We start from the raw sequence: 23825 nt of genomic DNA, 5'->3' as shown, positions 1-23825 counted from the left end.
AAATTAAACTTAATTAGTTTTATATCTTTAAATAATAAATATAATAAAAATTATTTCTTGGTAAATTTGTTATAAAACTTGAAAGAAGTCTAAGATAAAAATGAGTGAACAAGGGTTGAATCAGTTAGTTATTTATAGAAAATCGTTAGATATTTTTAATTTATCTAGGCGAATAGCTGCTTATATTACCAATGACAAAGATATAATTTCAATGTATAGGTCTGGAAGTAAAACAGATAACTATGCTGATAATTTAGTGATGAATGCTTTTAGATTAGTGCCTAAAGTTGTAGAAACTGAAACACAAGTAAATCCAACTACCAAATTAAAATATGCGCAATCGCTTCATTATTTTATTGATAGGCTTTACCAAGATTGTTTAAACCTTGAAAGTACTAAAATTCAAGGGGTAGATTTTGTAAGAATGTTAAGAAAAGAATTAATAATGCTTCGAAAAATTCATAGACGTTATGTGAAATCAATATTAAAAGTTTAATAAAAAAAAGTCATTTCAGTTTTTATTGAAATGACTTTTTTCATTTAAGATTTCATAGAATTACATATTCCTTCTGTATTGACCACCAACTTCAAACAAAGCTTCTGTAATTTCTCCAATAGAACATACTTTACAAGCTTCCATCAACTGATCAAATATGTTTTGATTGGTAATTGCTTTGTGTTTTAATGTGGCAATTTGCTCTTTAACTTTTGTTTGATTTCCTTTGTTTAAATTTTCAACAACTTTAATTTGATACTGTTTTTCTTTTTCTGTAGCTCTAATGACTTCTTGAGGTAATACAGTTGGAGAGCCTTTGCTGCTTAAAAAAGTATTGACTCCAATAATTGGAAAGTCACCATTGTGTTTTAGGGTTTCGTAGTACAAACTTTCTTCTTGAATTTTGCTTCGTTGGTACATAGTTTCCATAGCACCTAGCACTCCACCGCGTTCGGTAATTCTATCAAACTCTTGATAAACGGCTTCTTCAACTAAATCGGTTAATTCTTCAATAATAAAGGCACCTTGTATAGGGTTTTCATTTTTGGTTAATCCTAATTCTTTATTGATTATTAATTGAATGGCCATAGCTCTACGTACACTTTCTTCGGTAGGGGTAGTTATAGCTTCATCATACGCGTTGGTGTGTAAACTATTGCAATTGTCATAGATGGCATATAAAGCTTGAAGAGTGGTTCTAATATCATTAAAATCAATTTCTTGTGCATGTAAGCTTCTCCCAGAGGTTTGAATATGATATTTTAACATTTGTGCTCTTGAATTAGCATCATATTTAAGTTTCATAGCTTTTGCCCATATTTTACGAGCTACTCTACCAATTACAGCATATTCTGGATCGATACCATTTGAGAAAAAGAATGATAAGTTTGGTCCAAACTTATTGATATCCATACCTCTAGATAAGTAATATTCAACATAGGTAAACCCATTGGCTAATGTAAATGCTAATTGAGAAATTGGATTGGCTCCTGCCTCTGCAATATGGTATCCTGAAATTGAAACAGAATAAAAATTACGAACGTTATTTTTTATAAAATATTCTTGAACATCACCCATTAAACGAAGTGCAAACTCTGTTGAAAAAATACAAGTATTTTGAGCTTGGTCTTCTTTTAGAATATCAGCTTGAACAGTTCCTCGAACTTTAGCAATGGTTTCGGTTTTAATTTTGTCATAAATTTCTTTAGGTAAAACTTCGTCGCCAGTTACACCTAAAAGAAGCAAGCCTAAGCCGTTATTTCCTTCTGGTAAATCGCCTTGGTAAGTAGGTCTTTCAACACCTTTTTCTTTATAAATTTCGGTAATTTTTGTTGCTACCTCTTTTTCTAAGCCATTTTTAAGAATGTATTTCTCACATTCTTGATCAATGGCTGCATTCATAAAAAATCCTAACATCATAGGAGCAGGACCATTAATGGTCATAGAAACTGAAGTTAGCGGATTGGTTAGTTCAAAACCAGAATATAGTTTTTTTGCATCATCTAAACAACAAATAGAAACTCCAGCATTTCCAATTTTTCCGTAGATATCAGGTCTAATATGTGGATCATTTCCATATAAAGTAACCGAATCAAAAGCGGTAGATAATCTTTTAGCGGACATTCCTAAACTTACGTAATGAAAGCGTCTGTTGGTTCTTTCAGGACCACCTTCACCAGCAAACATTCTAGTAGGGTCTTCTCCAGTTCTTTTAAATGGGAATAGCCCTGCTGTATAAGGGAACTCTCCAGGTACATTTTCTTCTAAGCTCCAATATAAAATATCACCCCAGGCTTCGTATTTAGGTAAGGATATTTTTGGAATTTGGAGATGAGAAAGCGATTCGCTATGCGTTTTTATATTTATTTCTTTATCTCTTACTTTATACGAATACACTTCATTTTTGTAGGATTGTTTTTTTGACTCCCAATTTAAAATGATGTTCCAGTTATAAGGGTTTAAATCCATTTTAACTTTTGAAAACTCCTTGAAAAGAAGAGATATAAGTTCTTTAGTGTTTTTGTTTTCAATATGGTGTAAAACTTCTTCATTCAGTCCAACTTTTGATAATTCTATGGTTTTATTAGAAATGGTTTCTACGGTTTTATAAATACCATAAAGTTTTTGAGCAATTTCTTTTTGTTTTAAACTAGTTTGGCTATAAGCTCTGTTGTTTTCAGTAATTTCTGATAAATAGCGTGTTCTGTTTGGAGGAATAATAAATTGTTTGTTGCTTTTATCTCCGTTTATTTTAAATGAAGTTTTAAAAGTAACGTTAGTTTTCTGGTTTAATTTGTCAATTAAAACCTTGTATAATTCATTGGTTCCTGGATCATTAAATTGAGAAGCAATAGTTCCATAAACAGGCATGTCTTCAATATGCTCACTCCATAAGTTATGGTTGCGTTGATATTGTTTTTTAACATCGCGTAAGGCATCCAATGCGCCTCGTTTGTCAAATTTATTAAGAGCAATAACATCTGCAAAATCAATCATGTCAATTTTTTCTAATTGAGTAGCAGCTCCATATTCAGGCGTCATCACATACAATGAAACATCAGAATGATCTAAAATTTCGGTATCACTTTGTCCAATACCTGACGTTTCCAAGATAACTAAATCAAATTCAGCAACCTTTAAAATAGCTACCGCATCACTTACATGTTTAGAGAGTGCTAAATTAGATTGTCTTGTGGCTAATGAACGCATATAAACACGTTCGTTTTTAATAGAATTCATTCTAATTCTATCCCCTAATAAAGCTCCGCCTGTTTTTCTTTTTGAAGGATCCACAGAAACAATTGCAATTGTTTTTTCTGGAAAATCTAATAAAAACCTTCTTACTAATTCATCTACTGTAGAAGATTTTCCAGAACCTCCAGTTCCTGTTATTCCTAAAACAGGAATGTTAGTTTCGTTAGCTTTTGTTCTTATTGTATTGATAAAATCGATGTGTTTTTCAGAAAAATTTTCAACAGCAGAAATTGCTTTTGCCAACTTCATATCATCTTTATGAACGAGTTCTGAAGCTGAAAAGTCGATATGTTTACCCGTTGGAAAATCACATTTCTCAATCATATCATTAATCATTCCTTGCAATCCCATTTCACGACCATCATCTGGAGCGTAAATACGTGTAATTCCGTAATTCATGAGTTCCTCAATCTCTTTAGGAAGAATAACACCACCACCGCCACCAAATATTTTAATTTGAGGAGCACCTTTTTCTTGAAGTAAATCAAACATGTATTTAAAATACTCTGCATGTCCACCTTGGTACGATGTCATTGCAATGGCATTAGCATCTTCTTGAATGGCGCAATTAACAACTTCTTCAACACTTCTGTCATGTCCTAAATGAATAACTTCAACTCCAGTAGCTTGTATAATTCTACGCATAATGTTTATAGCTGCATCATGACCATCAAATAAAGAGGCTGCAGTTACAATTCTAACTTTATTTTTTGGTGTATAAGGTGTTATTTTTTTCATAAATGTTTTAAAAAAATTGGTTTGCAATTTAGTTAAAATTACTAAATGTGTTTTAAGTGTAATTTATAGCTTTTATTATGAAAGTAAAAGTATATTGTGAAAACTTATGAATAGACTAAATAAAAATATTTAAAGTTTAAATACTAATTGAATACATTGGAGATTTTTAAAAAAAGTAAAGGTTTTATATTTTGAATAATATTAATCATTTTAATTAATATATAGTTAATTTTTAAAATTTTAATGAGAATTCTAATTTTAACAAAATAGAGTAAATAAAAATCAAAACAAATTTATAGTATATTTGTAATTCAATTAATATTTGTATAAATATCTTGGATATTTTTCACTTCACATATAAAAAATGTATTGCCTTAACTCATTTTAGAGTGGATATTCGTTATCCATAGTTTTAGTTTTTTACTAAAAAATATACAATCACCTAATACTAAATATTATGACATTTAAAGAGATAATACAACAAGGAATTCCTACTGAATTACCTTCAGTAAAACCATATGAAAAAGAAATAAATCACGCACCTAAACGAAAAGAAATTCTTACAAAGGCAGAAAAAGAGTTAGCTATTAAAAATGCTTTGCGTTATTTTGATGAAAGACATCATAAAGTTTTATCGAAAGAATTTGCCAGTGAATTAAAAGAATATGGTAGAATTTATATGTACCGTTTTCGTCCAGATTATAAAATGTACGCACGTCCAATAAGTGAGTACCCTGGAAGATGTGAACAAGCGAAAGCTATTATGCATATGATTCAAAATAATTTAGATTATGCTGTAGCTCAGCACCCTCATGAATTAATTACCTATGGAGGTAATGGTGCGGTTTTTCAAAATTGGGCTCAATATCTTTTGTGTATGCAGTATTTATCTGAAATGACAGATGATCAAACTTTAGTGATGTATTCAGGTCATCCTATGGGGTTATTTCCATCGCATAAAAATGCACCAAGAGTAGTAGTAACCAATGGGATGATGATTCCAAATTACAGTAAACAAGATGATTGGGAAAAATTTAATGTGTTAGGTGTTACTCAATACGGACAAATGACAGCAGGAAGTTATATGTACATTGGCCCACAAGGAATTGTACATGGAACAACCATTACAGTTTTAAATGCAGGTAGAAAAATTGCAAAACACAATGAAGACTTATCTGGCAAACTGTTTTTAACATCAGGTTTAGGAGGTATGAGTGGTGCACAGCCTAAAGCTGGAAATATAGCAGGATGCATTACTGTTTGCGCTGAAGTAAATCCAAAAATTACAGAAATACGATTATCACAAGGTTGGATTGATGAAAAAATAACTCATTTGGATAAGTTGGTTGAAAGAGTGAAAAAAGCTAAAGAAGCCAAAGAAGTAGTTTCGATTGCTTATCTAGGCAATATAGTTGATGTTTGGGAAAAGTTTGCAGATGAAAATATCTATGTTGATTTAGGTTCGGATCAAACATCTCTCCATAACCCTTGGGCCGGAGGGTATTATCCAGTAGGTATTTCATTTGAAGAAGCTAATAAAATGATGGCAAATGAACCTGAAGAATTTAAAGAAAAGGTTCAAGAAAGTTTAAGAAGACAAGCTGAAGCTATTAATAAACATACAGAAAAAGGAACCTACTTTTTTGATTATGGAAATGCTTTTTTATTAGAAGCAAGTAGAGCAGGAGCTGATATTATGGCTGAAAATGGAATTGACTTTAAATACCCATCTTATGTGCAAGACATTATGGGGCCTATGTGCTTCGATTATGGTTTTGGACCGTTTAGGTGGGTGTGTACTAGTGCAAACCCAATAGATTTAGAAAAAACAGATGCAATTGCTTGTGAAGTTTTAGAGGAAATAATGAAAAACTCACCTCTTGAAATTCAACAGCAAATGGCAGATAATATTCAATGGATTAAAGGAGCTCAAGAAAATAAATTAGTGGTTGGTTCACAAGCTCGTATTTTATATGCCGATGCAGAAGGAAGAATGAAAATAGCAGAAGCTTTTAATAACGCGATTAAAAATAACGAAATAGTTGAACCAATTGTACTTGGAAGAGATCACCATGACGTTTCAGGTACCGATTCGCCTTACAGAGAAACTTCAAATATTTATGATGGATCTAAGTTTACAGCAGATATGGCGATACAAAATGTTATAGGAGACAGTTTTAGAGGAGCTACTTGGGTTTCTATCCATAATGGAGGAGGAGTTGGCTGGGGAGAAGTTATAAATGGTGGATTTGGTATGGTTCTTGATGGTAGTATAGAAGCAGAAAAGCGTTTAAAAAGCATGCTTTTTTGGGATGTTAATAATGGTATTGCTAGAAGAAATTGGGCTAGAAATAATGGCGCTACATTTGCAATTAAAAGAGCAATGGAGGTTGAACCAAAATTAAAAGTTACTTTACCAAATTTAGTAGATGATACCTTATTAAAAGATTTATTTTAATATTTAAATTTTTTTAAAAAATGAAAGCCATAAAATTACTTCCGTTAATGCTACTTTTTTTAGTTGCATCTTGTAATTCTATTAGAGTTACTTCAGATTATGATACTTCTACCGATTTTTCAAAGTATAAAACATTTGCTTTCTATAAAAAAGGAATAGATAAAGTTGATATTTCAGATTTAGATAAACGTAGAATTTTAAAAGCTGTTGAAAATGAAATGTTAGCCAAAGGTTTTACAAAATCTGAAAAACCAGATGTGTTGGTAAATATATTTACAAAATCGCGTCAAAAAGTAGATATCTATAATGATAATATGTATTTTGGGTGGCATCCTTGGTATTATGGACCTAACTATGGAATGCATATTTCAAAATATACCGAAGGGACTTTGTTTATAGATTTGATTGATGCTAAGAAAAAAGAATTGGCTTGGCAAGGTATTGGAAGTGGCGCTTTAAATACCTCAGGTGATGTGATTAAAAAGGAAGAAAAAATAAAAGAATTTGTAGCAGAAATAATGGCAAAGTATCCTCCTAGCGTGGAATAAAAAATATTCAATTACAAAAAACGTTCTAATTAAATTAGAACGTTTTTTGTTTACATTTGTACCATGGAATATAAAAAATTAATACCTTTAGAAGAAGGAGATTATTATATTAACAAGCAAGGATTTAGAGTTTTTACAGAAAAATATCACTTAAAGAGAGGGTATTGCTGTAAAAATGGTTGTAAGCATTGTCCGTACGCTTATGATAAAAAAACAGATTCATTTTTAAAATAAATAAAAGACTATGATTAAGAAATTATTTTTAATAGTACTATTAATTCAATTTACAGCTTGTGCAGAATTACAACAAGTGGTAAATCAACTTCCAAATACAGGAATAACTAACGATCAAATTGGAAATGGTTTAAAGCAAGCTTTGCATAATGGAATTACCAATCAGGTAAGTAAACTAGCAGTTAAGGATGGGTTTTTTAAAAATGAATTAACAAGAATTTTATTGCCTGAAGAATTACAAAAAGTAGACAATACTTTACGTAAAATAGGCTTATCTAAATTAGCAGATGAAGGCTTGAAAGTTTTAAATAGAGCAGCTGAAGATGCTGTTGGTGAAGCTATTCCTATTTTTGTTGATGCCATTAAAGGAATGACCTTTATAGATGCTAAAAATATTTTATTAGGCGAAAAGAATGCTGCAACAATGTATTTGCAGAATAAAACATCAGAAGCATTATATCAAAAATTTAATCCTATAATAGCCAATTCTTTTCAAAAAGTTGGAGCAGATAAAATTTGGGAAAATTTAATTACAAAATACAATAACTTACCATTAACAGCTAATGTAAACCCGAACTTAACAGATTATGTAACACAAGAAGCTTTAAAAGGAGTGTTTACTATGGTTGAAGTTGAAGAAAAGGAAATTAGAGCAAATGTTAACAAGCGCTCAACAGAACTCTTGAAAAGAGTTTTTGCATTACAAGATTAAAAATGACTTTCTAATTTTTTATGCAATTCTTTAAAATAATCTAAAGCTAATAAGGTTCTTGAACCTGGCCAACTAAACATTTCTCCATCACCAAAAACGGTAATTGAACGATTGGTATAAGTGCCAATTTCTAATGCATGTTCATCTTTAAAAGGGAAAGGTTCTGAAGATAAGATAATTACATCGGGATCACCTTCATGTCTAATTCTGTTTATCTCAACTTTTGGATACCGGCTCATATTTGAATAAATGTTTTCAAATTTATTTAAAGCCAACATTTCATTAATATAGGTTTCATTAGCAGCAACCATATAAGGTTTTCCCCATATAAAATAAGCAACTTTTCTAATAGGTTTATCTTTGATAAACTGTTTAAAATCTTTTAGTTTAAAATCAATTTTGTGTGCTAAGTTATCGGCTTCAGTTCTTCTGTTAAATATGGTGCCGAGCCTTAAAATTAAATCTATTGAGTGTTGTAGTGTTATAATATCTGAAAAATAGGTAGGAGCAATTTTTTCTAACTCAGGAAGAAATTCATAGCTATTTTCTTCTTTGTTACACAAAATAAAATCAGGTTTAAGTGCTCTTATTTTTTCAAAATCAACCTTTTTTGTGCCTCCAACTATTTTTTTTGTAGATTTTAAATGATAGGGATGTACACAAAATTTTGTGATACCAACTAATTCATTCTCTAATGCCAAATCGCAAAGTAATTCTGTTTGTGAAGGAACTAATGATATAATTTTTTTTGGAGTTGATTTTAAGGTGATTTCTCGTCCTATTTGATCCTTAAAGTACTTCATATTTATATATAAATAAAGATACAAAAGTACTTAAAATATGTACGAGAATAAATTTGTTTCTTATTTTTTTAAAGCATTTTGAAGTATCATATATGCTTCTTTAGCACCAGACATTTTTGCCCATTTTAAAGCAGTATCACCATTACAGTTTCTGGTTTTTAAGTTAGCTCCATTTGTTATTAAAAGTTTTAAAATTTCAACCCTATTATGTCTAGCAGCGTACATTAATGGAGTTAATTTTAAAGATTTTTCGTTGACATCAGCTCCTTGTTCAATTAATTTTTTTACAGCTTTATAATTCCCAATTTGAATTAATCTACAAAAACTAGCCATTTTATATGGGTTGTAGTGATGATAAGTTTTTTTTGGGCTTTTATTGTTCTTTTCTGATTTTGTAATAGGTAATGAAATTGAATTATTAATATTAGAAATATTACCTGCTTGAATTATTGAAATAGAAATAAAAAAAATCGTAAATATTAATAGTTTTTTCATAGTTTTATATAGTAGCTCATTAAATATATACCTAAAAGACGATACTTTTATGTACATGTTACAGCATTAACACTTTATTAACTTGACTTTAACAGACAAACGATAAAAGTTGTTAATTATTCTTAAATCAATTAATTATTGTCAGGAAAAATTATTGAAGTTGTAATACCTTTTAAGTTTTTATTATTTTTCATCGAAAATTTGTACTTATCACCATAAATAATTTTTAGTCGATCAATGGTATTTTTTATTCCGTTACCATATACAACATTTTTTAAGGGAGCTCCATCATTTTCAATACTCAATACAATATTGCTTTTTCTTTTTTTAATGGATATATTAATTGTTAGTGATTCTGTGTTATAAGAATATCCATGTTTTATTGAGTTTTCAATTATAGGTAATAAAATTAAACTTGGTACTAAGGTGTTTTGTATTTTAGTATTAATTTGTACAGTTATTTTTAAATTGTCTGAAAATCTTAAAGCCATAATATCTAAATATCGTTTGCTTATTTTTAATTCTTCTTCTAATGGAATTAGGCTAGTATCTTTCAAGTCAAGTAAATCTCTTAATAAATCTCCAAAATCAGCAACAGTATCTTGAGCTAGTTTAGTGTTGGTTTCTATTAATGAAGAAATACTATTAAGCGTATTAAATAAGAAATGGGGGTGTAGCTTGTATTTTAAAATATTTAATTTGGCATTTGTTAGTTGGTTGCTAAGTTGTGCTTTTTCTAATTTACTTCTTTCAGTTTGTTGAAAATAATAGTAGGAATAAACAATACTTATCATTGAAAAATAAATAAGAAAATTTAAGTCGATAACAGATACGATACCAGCTAAATAGTTATCAACATTAATTTCTGATAACTCAATTTGACCAGTAACAAAAAATATTAAAGAAGATGAAAAATAAATGACAAAACCTATAAATAGTGAAAAAAATGAGTGAATTGCAACAATATATTTCCACTTATATTTTTTTAAAATCATTAGTTTGGTTGTCATAGCAATTATTGACATAAAGAGTAGTACGATCACCCAATCTAATAAAATACTTTCTAATAAAATTTCTTTCCAAGTAGAAAATTCATATCCAAAACTATTAGTTTTTAAGTAATAGATTTTGAATAAAGAGATTAAAGAAGTAGCCGTATAAAAAAGGATTAAAATTTTAAGTAGTTTCGTGTCTATATATTTTCTCATTTTTTAAAGCCCCATTTTTGTTAAAAAATCTTTTTTATAACTTTTACTTATTCTAAACAATTTTGAATCAGTCATTTTAACATCAATTTCACCATAGTTAGAATGGATTAATTCAGCAACTTCATTTAAATTAATGATAGTTGAACGATGAATTCTAATAAACTGTTGAGGGTTCAATGTTTCTATTAAATTACTAAGAGATTCTCTAAGTAAATATTTTTTTTCATTGTTAAAAATTTCTGCATAATACCCAGAAGCTATAATATATTTAATTTCATTTGACTTTATGAAAAAAACTTTATTTCCTAATTTGATAGGTAATTTTTCAGAATAATTTTTTGTACTAGTTTCACTAGTTTTAATATATTTAACTAAATTTTCAAGCTTATCTTCAAAAGGCTTATAATCTTTATTATCAATATATTTTAAAATATTATTTACAGATTTAAAAAAACGATCGTCTTTATAAGGTTTTAGTAAGTAATCGAATGCAAAGTAATCAAAAGCCTTAAGCGCATGTTCATTATAAGCTGTGACAAATATTACGATAGGTTTAGGATCCATAGAGATTTTTTCAAGAATATCAAAACCTGTCATATCCGTCATTTGGATATCCAAAAAAATTAAATTGGGTTGAAGTTCATCAATTTTATTTATAGCATCTTTTCCATTCGAACATTCGCCTAAAATTTCAATTTTGTTGACTTCTTTTAATAAATTTTTTAAACGTAATCTAGCTAAAGCTTCATCGTCAATAATTAATGTTTTAATAACCATTTTAATTTTTAAATTCGGATAATTTTTTTGATTTTAATTACAAATTAAATGTTTTCTAAATAGTAATTGATTTGGCAAATGTTAATTTAAACCTAAAAACCAATAATTTAAATCATTTATAATTGATTTCAAATCAAAAATAAGTGTTTTCAAATCTTTTTTAATTAATTTTTAATCAAATGAAATCGTTGATTAATGCAATAATACCTAGAGTGTGTTAAATTATACACAAAAAAAATGTAGCTAAGCGGTTGTAAAATACTTAAAATAAGATTAGCTAATTTCATTTAACAAATACTTGTAGTTCAATTCAAAATTGTAAGCACTCACTTCACAGCTGCTATAAACTTTTTTATACCTCAATATATTTAGCTCAATATTAATTTAAAATGAAATTCATGAATCGAAGTTACAAAATTCTAATTTCTCTTATGTTTATTGTTGGTACATGCTTTAGCATGTATGCACAAGAGAAAATGGTAACAGGTACAGTAGTATCTGAACAAGATGGCCCATTACCTGGGGTCAATGTATTTATTAAAAATACAACAAAAGGTGTTTTAACAGATTTTGATGGTAAATATTCTATTTCTGCTAATACGGGAGATATCTTAGTATTTAGTTTTATTGGAATGCAAACTGTTGAAAAAACTGTTGGTGACTCTAATATTTTAAACGTTACTTTAAAAGAAAGTGCCGAACAGTTAGAAGAAGTAGTAGTAACTGCTTTAGGAATCAAAAGAGAGAAAGGGTCTATTGGTTCTGCTACAACAATTGTAGGTTATGAGGAATTAAATAAAAGTTCTCAAACAAATTTAGCAGATGCTATTAAAGGTAAAGTTGCAGGAGTTGTTATTTCAAGTGCATCGACAGATCCTGGAGCGTCTTCAGGTGTTATTATTAGAGGTTTTAGTACCATAGGTGGTAGTAATCAACCTTTATACGTAGTAGATGGAGTACCAGTTAATAATGCTTCAACTTTTTCGAATAGTTTAAATGGAGCGTATGATTTTGGTAGGGGGTCTGGTGAAATTAACCCAGAAGATATTGAATCTATTTCCATTCTTAAAGGTGCTTCTAGTACAGCCTTATATGGATCAAGAGCGGCGAATGGGGTTGTTTTAATTACAACTAAAAAAGGATCTAAATCAAAATTAACAGTAGATTTTTCTACCAGTGCAATGTTTAGTGACGTACTTAGAACTCCAAAATATCAAAGTGAATTTGGTCAAGGATGGGATGGTCAACATTATTTAGGAGAAAATGGTTCTTGGGGACCTCGTTTTACTGGAGAAAATTTACTTTGGGGAAATGTAGTTAACAATTCTCAAAAAGTAAAACCGTATTCTTTTCAAAAAGACCAATTAAGAAACTTTTTTGATGTTGGAACAAACTATATAACTAGCTTAGCCATTTCAGGAGGTTCTGATACAACTACAGGTAGAATTTCCTATAATAATACTAGTGCAGATGGTATTTATCCAACTAAGGCAGATTCAAATGAACGTAATACATTGGCACTATCATTTAATTCTAAAATGGATTTTCTATCGTTTGGAGGAAATTTAAATTATGTAAATGTTCGGGGTTCAGGGGTAGCAGCTGGTCAAGGTACAACTGTATATAATAACTTAATGCAGATACCTACTGATTTAGACATTACTGAATTTAAAGATTATAAAAATGATCCATTTAATAATGTTTCCAATTATTACACAGCGTTTGGCATTACAAATCCATATTTTTCTTTAAATGAAGATGGAGCAAAATTTAAAAAAGAAAGATTGTATGGATCATTCAACGTAAGTGCTGAACTTAATGATTGGGCAAATGTTTCTTATAGGTTAGGGGTAGATCAATCCAGTGATAATACTAGAGTTTGGACAGCAATTATAGATGCAGATCCTGGAAGTCCAAATGATGGATCTAGTACAGAGCAACCCGGTTCATATGGTGAAGTAGATAATTTTATTAAACAATTAAATCACGATTTAATTTTTGATTTAAAATTTGATGTAAATGAGGAGTTTAAAATAGAATCTACTTTTGGAGCTAATTATAATGAAAGAACCACATCATCATTATCCGCTTCAGTTACATCACAAGATATCCCTAATTTTTATTCACTATCTAACTCTTCTGACCCAGCAACAACTGCTTCTACAAGAACAAAGAGAAGACTTTTTGGTATATTAAATTCAACTACGTTTTCATATAATGATATGTTATATTTAACAACCAATGTTAGAAATGATTGGTATTCAACTCTTCCAGAAGAAAATAGATCGGTTCTTTATGGAGGTGCAAATGCATCTTGGTTAATTACTAATACTTTTCCTAATATTAAAAATGTAGTTAATTATGCTAAATTAAGAGTTGGTTATGGAGAAACAGGTGTAGATACAGCTCCTTATCAAATATTACCTGTATTTGTGCTAGGATCAACAGATAATCAAGGTTTTAGAAATCTTAATTTTCCAGTAGGAGGTTTAAACGCATGGGAAGTTGGTAACAGAGCAGCAAATCCAAATTTAAAACCAGAAAGAAGAAAAGAATTTGAAATAGGTACTGAACTATCTTTCTTGAAAAACAGAGTAAATTTAGATTTTACGTATTACGATGCTAAAGTTGAAAATCAAATTTTATCACTGCCTTTAGCTGCAACATCTGGATATACAAATCAAACAGCAAATATTGGTACTATATCAAATAAAGGTATTGAAGCATTATTAAAAGTTAGCATATTTAAAAATAGCGAAGGTTTTAGTTGGGATACGGCGATTAATTTTTCAACAAATGATGCCATTTTACAAAAATTAGATGATAGAATTGAACAATTAGCTTTAGGAGGATTAAGCACTATTGGCTTGGTTGCTAAAGAAGGTTATCCATTAGCTTTAATTGAAGGGACTGTACCATTAAGAGACCCAGATGGTAATATAGTTGTTGATAATAATGGGATTCCTATTGCTTCTCCAACAAAAGAAATTTATGGAGATACTCAATATGACTATACTTTAGGTTTAACAAATCAATTTTCTTATAAAAATTTCTCTTTTGGATTTACGGTTGATACCAGACAAGGAGGATTGATGTATGGTAGAACAGCAGAAATTACTAGGTTTACTGGTAATTCAATTACTACAACAATTAATGATAGAAGGCCTTATATAATTCCAGGCTCAGTTCAACAAGTTGATGATGGAAATGGTAATATTTCCTATGTTTCAAATACAACTGCAATTGATACTGAGCATTGGGATGATTATTACAGAGCATCAGCAACTGATAGAGATAACGTGTTTAGTAAATCTTTTGTAAAGTTAAGAGAAGTTACATTTAGTTATAATTTTTCAAATGAATTTTTAGATAAAACACCGTTTGATAATTTATCTCTAACCTTAGTGGGTAGAAACCTACTGCTATTTACACCTGAGTCAAACCAGTATATTGATCCAGAGGTGTCTACATTTGGGACTGATCTTGGTAGTCAGTTTGGTGAATTTAGTGCCAACCCTACAACAAGAAGTGTTGGTTTAACTCTTAAAGCTAAATTTTAATAATGAAAATAATGAATACAATGAAAAAAATTATAGGAATATTTGTTCTTTTTGCTTTGCTTACTGCTTGCGAAAAAGAATTAGATATCAACACTGATCCTAACACACCTACAGACGTTAATAAAAGTTTGGTGCTAACAGCAGCACAAGGTTCTTTAGTGACGGGATTAGGAGGACAATTAACAAATTTAGGTGGATTTTTAGCTCAATATCATACCCAATCTCCAAGTGCAAGTCAATATACAAATATTGATACTTACAATATGAATACGGATTATTCAAACAGATTGTGGAATGAGTTATATGCAGGTTGTTTAAATGATTTAAATTATGTTATTGAAAAGTCAACAGAAGATGGTGATACTGGAACTTTATTAATAGCTACACTTCTTAGAGTTTATACTTTTCAAGTATTAACCGATTTATATGGTGATATACCTTATTCTGAAGCGCTTCAAGGAGAAGATAATATTACTCCTAATATAGATAGTGGTAGCGATATTTATACCGGACTGATTTCTGAATTAAACGAGGCAGTTTCAAATTACACATCCAATCCAGTTCAATCAACAGTTGGAACTCAAGATGCAATTTATGGAGCAAATATGAGTGATTGGATAAAGTTTGCAAACACTTTAAAATTAAAACTTTATATAAGAATGTCATATACAAACATGGCTAATGCTGGTCAAGTTATGGCTCTTATTAATGAGGGTAATTTTATTACATCGGATGCTAAATTTGACTTATATGAAGATGCTCAAAATAAAGCAAATCCTTTTTATGATGTGCAATTGGATAGATTAGGTGATGTAAATAATGTAGCTAGTTCTTCATTATTAGAATTTTTATCAGAAAATGCGGATCCTAGACTTAATGTTGTTTTTAGAAGGAATGATGCAAATATATTTAGAGGTTTAGACCAAGGTGATAGAGGAAGTTTTGCTTCGGAAGTAGCTGCAAATTTCTCAAGACCAAATGTAACTTCTGAAACCCCAGTTTATTTAATGACAGTAGCTGAAAGTAAATTTTTACAAGCAGAAGCGGCTATTAGATATGCTGGAGGTGTTAATGCAGCACAACTATATAATGAAGGTGTTGAAAATTCATTTATCACTTATGGTTTAAGTGCTTCTGATGCACAAGCATTAATTGGAACAGGTGGAATTTATGAATACATTCCTTCGACAGATATTGAAGAAGCTCTTAGACAAGTAATGATACAAAAATGGGTGTCATTAGCTTATGTTAATAATATTGAAGGCTTTTTCGAGTCAAATAGAACTCATTATCCAGAAACAGTAACAATAGGTAGTGAAAATTATGTTGAAGGAAATTTTGTAGTCTCAGTTAGTTCAGTTTTAACAGGAAATCAAACACCTAATACTATTTTTTATCCTGATACTGAGGTGACTAAAAATCCAAATATTACCCAAAAAGGTTCTATTACAGAGAAGATTTGGTGGGATCAAAAATAATAGAGTTTAAAATTAAATAAGAATACAATGAAATATAAAAATAAAATATTAAAACTATTTTCAGTCTTGCTTGTCTTATTGATAGCTTCTTGTACTGAGGAAGATCCTATAAAATCAACAATTACTAGTTTTCCAACATTTGAATATGATGAGTTAGTAATAGTTACAATAGGCACTTCATATACTCCAACAGCGAAAGCTTTTGAAGGTGATACTGAAATTGATGTTGTTATTGATGGAGTTGCTGATACAAATACTGTTGGTGTTTATAATTATACATTTTCAGCAACTAATTCTGACGGATATGAGGGAAGTGCTACACAAACAATTGTAGTTCATGATCCTACAATTGTTGGAACCGATGTTTCTGGAGAAATACAAGACGTTAATAGACCAACTAGAGATGGTGTTATTACCTTAGTTCAAGGAACAACAAGTATATTTTACGCATCAGATTTTGGATTTGGAGGAACATTCCCTGTATATTTTCAAATGGATGGAGACATGATATCTGAAATTCCTCAAAACTATGTTTTTGGAGCTGAATCAGTTGATTTAACTTACGATCCAGTAACTAAAATATTTACAACTTTAATTCACCCTCAAGGGTTTGGTTATACATTTGAATATAAATAATATAAAAATTTAACAATGAAATATATAAAATTATTAATATTAGGTTTGCTGTTGGTAACTGCCTGTTCTCCTAATGAAGAATATGAAGATTTTACTGTAGAAAAGTCATCAGTTTCAGCTATGGCAAGTGATTGGTGGGTAATTGCTCTTGAACCAGATGGAGTAACTCCAGCTTTTGGAGGAGATTATGTATTAGTAACCACTTCAAATTCAGTAGAAGATGATGGTTCAACAATGATAATTGATGATCATCAAAATTATTTTGAATTTAGAACAAAAATTGATGTTAATGTTTCAAGCTTAACTTTTACAGGTAAGGATAATGTAGAATTATACTATGATGGTGAAATACTATTAACTAATGGAAGTATAACTAAAGATTCATTTACAACAACAACAGGTAGAACTGTTGATGAAATTTATTTTGAAGCTGAGTTTGATTGGTATCCTGGTACCACATTTATCTTTAAAGGACATAAGAGAACAGGATTCTTAGAAGATGAGAATCCACATTACTAATTTATTTAAAAAAGAGGTTGTTTAAACAACCTCTTTTTTTTTGAAACTAGATAGTTTACTTCAAAATTTAAGTAATTCATATCAATTTTATAAGAGTCACTCTTTTTTCCAAGTATTTTAGTTTACAAATTACAAAACTTTGTTTTCAGATGTATAATTGTTTGAATTAATTTACAAAACTGAAAAACAACAACGTAATTGTTTGAATTATATAAGCCAAGGAGTCATTAACCTTGGCTTTTTTTGTGTAGAATTTGCTCCATTTCTTGTTGAAGTTTAAAAGCTTCATCTTTAGCTTTTAATGCAAAACCTTTGTCATTTCCAGCATAAATAATTCCTCTCGAAGAATTGATCAATAACCCACAATTATTATTTAAGCCATATTTACAAACATCTTGTAAATTTCCACCTTGAGCACCTACACCTGGAACTAATAAAAAATGATTAGGTACTATCTGTCTAATATCTTTAAAGTACTCAGCTTTGGTTGCTCCAACAACAAACATTAAGTTTTCAGAATTTTTCCAAGTTAATGCAGTTTTTAAAACTTCTTTATATAATTCGCTATTATCTGTTTTAAGTCCTTGAAAATCTAAACCACCTTTATTTGACGTTAATGCCAAAAGTATGGTGTGCTTATTGTTAAAAGCTAAAAAAGGTTCTACAGAATCGCTACCCATATACGGAGCTACTGTAACTGAATCAAAATTTAAATCTTCAAAAAAAGCTTTAGCATACATCGTTGAGGTATTTCCAATGTCACCACGTTTAGCATCGGCAATGGTAAAAATTTCGGGATATTTTTCATTAATATAATTAATGGTTTTTTCTAACGCTACCCAGCCTTTAATACCATAAGCTTCATAAAATGCAGTGTTGGGTTTATAAGCTACCGCTAAATGATGAGTAGCGTCAATAATTTGTTTATTAAATTCAAAAATAGGATCGCTTTCAGAAAGAAGGTGCGTTGGAATTTTTGCCAAATCCACATCTAAACCAATACATAAAAAAGATTTTTTTTGCTGTATTTGTGAAATAAGTTCTAGTTTGTTCATAGGTTTTAATAAAGAATTATGCAAAAGTACTAATTTTAACTTTTTGATGTTCAAAAATGAGTTTTAATTAGTGTTTTGGTTTGATTATCAATCGAAAACGATTGCGTAAACATCCCTATTTTTAAATATATTTATAAGCTATAAATTGTAAATTTGTATGATTAATTAGAACGGTAAAAAGTAAAAAATAATAAAATGAGAAAACAAATAGTAGCAGGTAACTGGAAAATGAATAATGATTTAGATGCTTCTAAATCGTTGGTTAAAAAGATTATAAAAAAAGTTAAAAAAACAACTTTAAAAAATACAAGAGTTATTGTAGCACCTACATTTGTTAGCTTACAAAAAGTGGCAAGTAAGGCAAAAGGAACTAAAGTAGAGGTTGCTGCACAAAACATGCATCAAGCTAAAAGTGGAGCCTATACTGGAGAAGTTTCTGCAGAGATGTTAAAATCTGTAGATGTAACAACTGTAATTTTAGGACATTCTGAACGTAGAGAATATTTTGGTGAAACAGATGCTATTTTAGCTGAAAAGGTAAATACTGCTTTAGAAAATAAAATGGAAGTTATTTTTTGCTTTGGAGAGGTTTTAGAAGATAGAAAATCAGGAAAACACTTTGAGGTTGTTGAAAGTCAAATTAAAAATGCATTATTTCATTTAGATGCTTCGGCTTGGAAACATATAATTTTAGCTTACGAACCAGTTTGGGCTATTGGAACTGGAGAAACAGCTTCACCTGAACAAGCACAAGAAATGCACGCTTTTATTAGAAAAATTATTACTGATAAATACAATAATGAGATTGCAGAAAATGTTTCAATTTTATATGGCGGAAGCGTGAAACCTGCAAATGCCAAAGAAATTTTTTCGAATCCAGATGTGGATGGAGGACTTATTGGAGGTGCAGCTTTAAATGCAGATGATTTTTTAGCATTGGTAAATTCATTTTAAGTAAAACTTAAATTTAGTATAAATATTAATACGGTTTTCTTTCATTAGGAAAGGAAACCGTATTTTTGCATTTTTAAAATAAGAAAATAATGATTAAATATATCGGTTACACGTTTACAGTTGCGCCTAAAGAGCCAGCTACAGAAATTTTAATAGCTCAATTAGGTTTTGCAGGTTTTGAAAGTTTTGTTGAGAATGAAGATGGTGTAACGGCTTATATTCAAGAAAACGATTGGAATGAACAGATTTTAAACACGATTCAAATTTTAAACTCAGAAGAATTTAATTTTACTATTAAAGAAGAGGTAATTGAGCAAATAAATTGGAATAGTGAATGGGAAAAGAATTTTAACCCAATACAAGTTGATGGAAAAGTGAGTGTTAGAGCACCATTTCACGAGAATCCAAACTTAGAATTTGATATTGTTATTGAACCCAAAATGAGCTTTGGTACGGGTCACCATGAAACAACACATATGATGATTCAACATTTGTTAAGTTTAGATTTAGCAAATAAAAAAGTACTGGATATGGGTTGTGGAACTGGAATACTAGCAATTTTTACTGAAATGAAAGGAGCAAAACCAATTGATGCCATTGATATTGACACTTGGTGTTATGAAAATTCCTTAGAGAATGTTCAGAGAAACAATTGTAAACATATTACCGTTTTTGAAGGAGATGCAACGTTGTTGATCAACAAAAAATACGATGTAATTATAGCAAATATTAATAGAAATATTTTGTTAAATGACATGCAAGCCTATATGAATTGTTTAAATAAAGATGGAATCATTTTATTTAGTGGTTTTTATAAAGAAGATATTCCAATTATTGATGCTGAAGTTTCCAAGTATCAGTTAAAGCTAGACACTGTAATTGAGCGTAATAACTGGGTGGCTTTGAAATATTTAAAATAATTTTTTATTTTAGCACTATGAGTACAAAAAGAAAAATACAAGAAGATATTGATGTTTGTGAAAAAGAAATAAATCAAAACGAAATAGTATTGTTTAATGATGATGTAAATACTTTTGATCACGTAATAGATTCGTTGATTGAAATTTGTGATCATACATTAGAACAAGCAGAACAATGTGCATTACTAGTTCATTATAAGGGTAAATGCACAGTTAAAACAGGAGAATATAACGATTTAAAACCTCGTTGTACTAGGCTTTTAACAAAGGGGTTATCTGCAGAAATCATATAAAAAAAGTCTATAGTTTAAACTATAGACTTTTTCCAAAGAGTTACTAACCAAAAGAACATTAAATATCAAAATGAATTTTTAAAAAAATGTGTAACTCTTTTAACTTTTGACGTATCTTTTTAATTAACCTTACAAAATTTTATTTTTTTATAAAGGTATGTTTCCATGTTTTCTTTTTGGCCTAACAACCTCTTTTCCTTCAAGCATTTGGAAAGCTTTTATTAATTTTCGGCGCGTGTTTTTAGGATAAATGACTTCATCGATAAATCCTCTTCTTGCCGCTCTATATGGATCTGCAAATTTATAAGCATATTCAGCTTCTTTTTCTTTCCACTTAGCTTCTGGGTTTGATGCAGCTTTTATTTCATTCTTAAAAATTATTTCAGCAGCACCTTTGGCACCCATAACAGCAATTTCAGCAGTTGGCCAAGCAAAATTCATATCTGCTCCAATGTGTTTAGAGTTCATTACATCATATGCTCCTCCATAAGCTTTTCTAGTGATTAATGTAACTCTTGGAACAGTAGCTTCACTTAATGCATATAATAATTTAGCTCCATTTTTAATGATGCCATTCCATTCTTGATCCGTTCCAGGTAAAAAACCAGGAACATCAACTAAAACCAATAATGGAATATTAAAACAATCACAAAAACGTGTAAATCTAGCGCCTTTTATAGAGCTATTTACATCTAAACAACCAGCTAAAAACATAGGCTGGTTAGCTACAATTCCAATACTTCTTCCTGCAATTCTTGCAAAACCTACAATAATATTTTCAGCAAAATCTTTTTGAATTTCAAAAAAAGAATCATCATCAATAATGCCTTTAATAACATCATGCATATCATAAGGTTTATTGGTGTTTTCAGGTACTAAATTTTCTAAATTTAAACGTAATTCATCTCCCAATTCATAGGGTAATTTTTTTGTGGATGATTTATTGTTTTGAGGGATATAACTTATTAAGGTTTTAATATCTTCTAAGCACTGAATGTCATTTGCTGAAGTAATGTGTGTAACGCCAGATTTTGTGGCATGCGTGCTAGCACCTCCTAACTCTTCTGAAGTTACTTCTTCATTTGTTACGGTTTTAACTACGTTTGGGCCAGTTACAAACATATAGCTAGTGTCTTGTACCATTAGTGTAAAATCTGTCATAGCTGGTGAATAAACAGCTCCTCCTGCACACGGTCCCATAATGGCTGAAATTTGTGGAATTACTCCAGAAGATTGTACATTTCTATAAAAAATATCTGCATATCCACCTAATGAACGAACTCCTTCTTGAATTCTTGCTCCACCAGAATCATTTAAACCTATACAAGGTGCGCCAACTTTAACCGCTTGATCCATAATTTTACAAATTTTTTCAGCATGTGTTTCAGATAAAGCGCCTCCAAAAACTGTAAAATCTTGAGCAAAAACATATACCAACCTTCCGTCAATGGTTCCATAACCAGTTACAACACCATCACCAAAATAAATTTGATTTTCCATTCCAAAATCGGTTGTTCTATGTGTAACTAATACACCCATTTCTTCAAAAGAACCTTCGTCTAGTAGGTAGTTAATGCGCTCTCTTGCAGTTAATTTTTTCTTAGAATGTTGTTTTTTTATTCTTTCTTCACCACCTCCTAAGTGCGCTAAAGCAACTCTTTTATCTAATTTTTCAATTTTAGTTTCTTTTTGAGTTTCCATAGTTTTTTGCTTAGTTTGTATTTGGTATTTTTAATTGCTTTTGTTCTTCTAAATAAATGTTTAGTCCAATTAAAGCTGCTAATTTGGCTTCTTCTTCAATTTCATGTTTTAGTTTTTCTGCAGAATAATAATTTTTTACAAAATGAGTATCAAAATTTCCAGTTCTAAAGGCTTCATGTTCGCAAACAAATTTTCCAAAAGGTAAAGTTGTCATAGCTCCCGATATTTTATAATCATTTATAGCTTCAATCATTATTTGGATAGCTTCTATACGTGTTTTTCCATAGGTAATTAGTTTGGAAAGCATAGGATCATAATAAATTGGAATATCCATTCCTTCCTCAAAGCCATCATCAACTCTTATCCCTTTTCCAACAGGAATTTTATAGGTGCTTAAGTTTCCAACGCTAGGTAAAAAATTATTTAATGGATCTTCAGCATAAACCCTTAACTCTAAGGCATGGCCATTAATTTTAAGGTCTTTTTGTTTGATTTGCAAGGCTTCACCACAAGCAATTCTTATTTGTTGTTCTACTAAATCTACTCCAGAAATTAGTTCGGTTACAGGGTGTTCAACTTGTAGGCGAGTATTCATTTCTAAAAAATAGAATTTTAGTTCTTTGTCTATTAAAAATTCAACAGTTCCTGCTCCTAAATAATCGCAAGATTTTGCAACCAATATAGCTGCTTTGCCCATTTCTTCTCTTAATTCAGGAGATAAAATTGATGAAGGAGCTTCTTCAATCACTTTTTGATGACGACGCTGGATACTACACTCTCTTTCAAAAAAATGAAGAATAGTTCCATGACTATCGGCTAAAACTTGAATTTCAATATGGCGTGGAGAGGTAATGTATTTTTCAATAAAAACGGCTCCATTTCCAAAAGCTGAAGTAGCCTCGCTAATGGCTCTAGCCATTTGTTCTTCAATAGCGGCTTCTTTTTCAACAATACGCATGCCTTTACCACCACCTCCAGCAGCAGCTTTAATTAAAATAGGAAAACCAATTTGACGAGCAATTTTTGATGCTTCAATAGGATCGGTTACTGCTTTATCTATTCCAGGGACCATAGGGATATTGTAATTTTTTACAGCTTCTTTAGCTGCTAATTTATCTCCCATCATTTGAATAGACTTAGATTTAGGGCCAATAAATATAAGCCCACTTTTTTCAACTTCTTCAGCAAAACTGGCATTTTCACTTAAAAAACCGTAGCCAGGATGTATACCATCTACATTTAGTTTTTTTGCTTCTTCAATAATTTTCCCTCCTAAAAGATATGATTTATTAGATGGTGCTTCTCCAATGCAAACAGATTCATCTGCAAATCTTACATGAGGAGCATTTCTATCAACTTCAGAATATACAGCAACTGTTTTAATTCCCATCTTTTTTGCTGTTTTCATTACTCTAATGGCTATTTCTCCTCTATTTGCAATAAGTATTTTTTTCATTTGAACATTTTTTAAGTTCTTTACTAAAGT

20 protein-coding genes are annotated in these 23825 nt (G+C 30.1%); 12 read left to right on the top strand and 8 right to left on the bottom strand.

The annotated features are described in order from the left end of the window. The first annotated feature begins 100 nt into the window (after positions 1-100). Positions 101-496 (top strand): hypothetical protein, encoded by a 396-nt coding sequence (locus tag Q0714_RS05875; RefSeq protein ID WP_298263471.1) that lies wholly within the window; start codon positions 101-103, stop codon positions 494-496. 60 nt (positions 497-556) lie between these two features. Here the strand turns inward: Q0714_RS05875 and Q0714_RS05870 are convergent, their stop codons facing one another. Next, complete coding sequence (locus Q0714_RS05870; RefSeq protein WP_298263470.1) at positions 557-3988, bottom strand: methylmalonyl-CoA mutase family protein; 3432 nt, start codon at positions 3986-3988, stop codon at positions 557-559. A gap of 457 nt (positions 3989-4445) precedes the next feature. Here Q0714_RS05870 and Q0714_RS05865 point away from each other — a divergent pair, with 457 nt between their 5' ends. The 4 genes from Q0714_RS05865 (at position 4446) to Q0714_RS05850 (ending at position 7940) form a co-directional block, all read left to right on the top strand. Then, complete coding sequence (locus Q0714_RS05865) at positions 4446-6446, top strand: urocanate hydratase (RefSeq protein ID WP_298263468.1); 2001 nt, start codon at positions 4446-4448, stop codon at positions 6444-6446. A gap of 20 nt (positions 6447-6466) precedes the next feature. Further along, positions 6467-6994 carry a DUF4136 domain-containing protein gene (locus Q0714_RS05860; protein ID WP_298263466.1) on the top strand — a complete coding sequence of 176 codons (528 nt, stop codon included), beginning with the start codon at positions 6467-6469 and terminating at the stop codon, positions 6992-6994. Positions 6995-7057: 63 nt separating this feature from the next. Continuing rightward, positions 7058-7228, top strand: coding sequence for a DUF5522 domain-containing protein (locus Q0714_RS05855; protein ID WP_298263465.1), 171 nt, complete (start codon positions 7058-7060; stop codon positions 7226-7228). 10 nt (positions 7229-7238) lie between these two features. Continuing rightward, positions 7239-7940, top strand: a complete 702-nt coding sequence (locus tag Q0714_RS05850) for a DUF4197 domain-containing protein (RefSeq protein WP_298263463.1) — start codon at positions 7239-7241, stop codon at positions 7938-7940. Here Q0714_RS05850 and Q0714_RS05845 read toward each other — a convergent pair. The 4 genes from Q0714_RS05845 to Q0714_RS05830 form a co-directional block, all read right to left on the bottom strand. Beyond that, complete coding sequence (locus tag Q0714_RS05845; protein WP_298263462.1) at positions 7937-8743, bottom strand: ABC transporter substrate-binding protein; 807 nt, start codon at positions 8741-8743, stop codon at positions 7937-7939. The genes Q0714_RS05850 and Q0714_RS05845 overlap by 4 nt on opposite strands. A 60-nt stretch (positions 8744-8803) precedes the next feature. Continuing rightward, positions 8804-9238: an ankyrin repeat domain-containing protein gene (locus Q0714_RS05840; RefSeq protein ID WP_298263461.1), complete on the bottom strand. Its 435-nt coding sequence runs from the start codon at positions 9236-9238 to the stop codon at positions 8804-8806. 131 nt (positions 9239-9369) lie between these two features. Next, positions 9370-10446: a sensor histidine kinase gene (locus Q0714_RS05835; protein WP_298263460.1), complete on the bottom strand. Its 1077-nt coding sequence runs from the start codon at positions 10444-10446 to the stop codon at positions 9370-9372. 3 nt (positions 10447-10449) lie between these two features. Beyond that, positions 10450-11223 carry a LytTR family DNA-binding domain-containing protein gene (locus tag Q0714_RS05830; RefSeq protein WP_298263458.1) on the bottom strand — a complete coding sequence of 258 codons (774 nt, stop codon included), beginning with the start codon at positions 11221-11223 and terminating at the stop codon, positions 10450-10452. Between the two features lie 398 nt (positions 11224-11621). Between Q0714_RS05830 and Q0714_RS05825 the strand changes: the two genes are divergently transcribed. From Q0714_RS05825 to Q0714_RS05810, 4 genes are read left to right on the top strand one after another with little or no spacing between them, the layout of a single operon-like run. Beyond that, complete coding sequence (locus tag Q0714_RS05825; RefSeq protein ID WP_298263457.1) at positions 11622-14783, top strand: SusC/RagA family TonB-linked outer membrane protein; 3162 nt, start codon at positions 11622-11624, stop codon at positions 14781-14783. Between the two features lie 20 nt (positions 14784-14803). Next, positions 14804-16261, top strand: a complete 1458-nt coding sequence (locus tag Q0714_RS05820; protein ID WP_298263455.1) for a SusD/RagB family nutrient-binding outer membrane lipoprotein — start codon at positions 14804-14806, stop codon at positions 16259-16261. A gap of 27 nt (positions 16262-16288) precedes the next feature. After that, a complete protein-coding gene (locus Q0714_RS05815; RefSeq protein ID WP_298263453.1) occupies positions 16289-16897 on the top strand; it encodes an immunoglobulin-like domain-containing protein in 609 nt (202 codons plus the stop codon). 15 nt (positions 16898-16912) lie between these two features. Beyond that, positions 16913-17416, top strand: coding sequence for a lipid-binding protein (locus Q0714_RS05810; protein WP_298263452.1), 504 nt, complete (start codon positions 16913-16915; stop codon positions 17414-17416). A gap of 227 nt (positions 17417-17643) precedes the next feature. Here the strand turns inward: Q0714_RS05810 and pyrF are convergent, their stop codons facing one another. Beyond that, positions 17644-18471: an orotidine-5'-phosphate decarboxylase gene (gene pyrF, locus Q0714_RS05805; protein ID WP_298263450.1), complete on the bottom strand. Its 828-nt coding sequence runs from the start codon at positions 18469-18471 to the stop codon at positions 17644-17646. A gap of 195 nt (positions 18472-18666) precedes the next feature. Here pyrF and tpiA point away from each other — a divergent pair, with 195 nt between their 5' ends. The 3 genes from tpiA to Q0714_RS05790 all read left to right on the top strand — a co-directional run bounded on the left by tpiA (position 18667) and on the right by Q0714_RS05790 (position 20638). Beyond that, positions 18667-19425, top strand: coding sequence for a triose-phosphate isomerase (gene tpiA / locus Q0714_RS05800; protein ID WP_298263449.1), 759 nt, complete (start codon positions 18667-18669; stop codon positions 19423-19425). An 86-nt stretch (positions 19426-19511) separates the two neighbouring features. After that, positions 19512-20345, top strand: a complete 834-nt coding sequence (gene prmA / locus Q0714_RS05795) for a 50S ribosomal protein L11 methyltransferase (RefSeq protein ID WP_298263782.1) — start codon at positions 19512-19514, stop codon at positions 20343-20345. A 17-nt stretch (positions 20346-20362) separates the two neighbouring features. Beyond that, entirely contained in the window at positions 20363-20638 is a 276-nt protein-coding gene (locus tag Q0714_RS05790; RefSeq protein ID WP_298263447.1) for an ATP-dependent Clp protease adaptor ClpS, read from the top strand. Between the two features lie 147 nt (positions 20639-20785). Here Q0714_RS05790 and Q0714_RS05785 read toward each other — a convergent pair whose 3' ends face one another. Continuing rightward, entirely contained in the window at positions 20786-22339 is a 1554-nt protein-coding gene (locus Q0714_RS05785; RefSeq protein WP_298263446.1) for an acyl-CoA carboxylase subunit beta, read from the bottom strand. Positions 22340-22349: 10 nt separating this feature from the next. Further along, entirely contained in the window at positions 22350-23795 is a 1446-nt protein-coding gene (locus Q0714_RS05780) for an acetyl/propionyl/methylcrotonyl-CoA carboxylase subunit alpha (protein WP_298263445.1), read from the bottom strand. Positions 23796-23825: the final 30 nt, after the last annotated feature.

This window comes from uncultured Lutibacter sp. (assembly GCF_947493565.1).
GTDB lineage: Bacteria > Bacteroidota > Bacteroidia > Flavobacteriales > Flavobacteriaceae > Lutibacter > Lutibacter aestuarii.
Note: the sequence above shows the minus strand (reverse complement) of the source record. Positions and strands in the feature narration are given on the sequence as shown.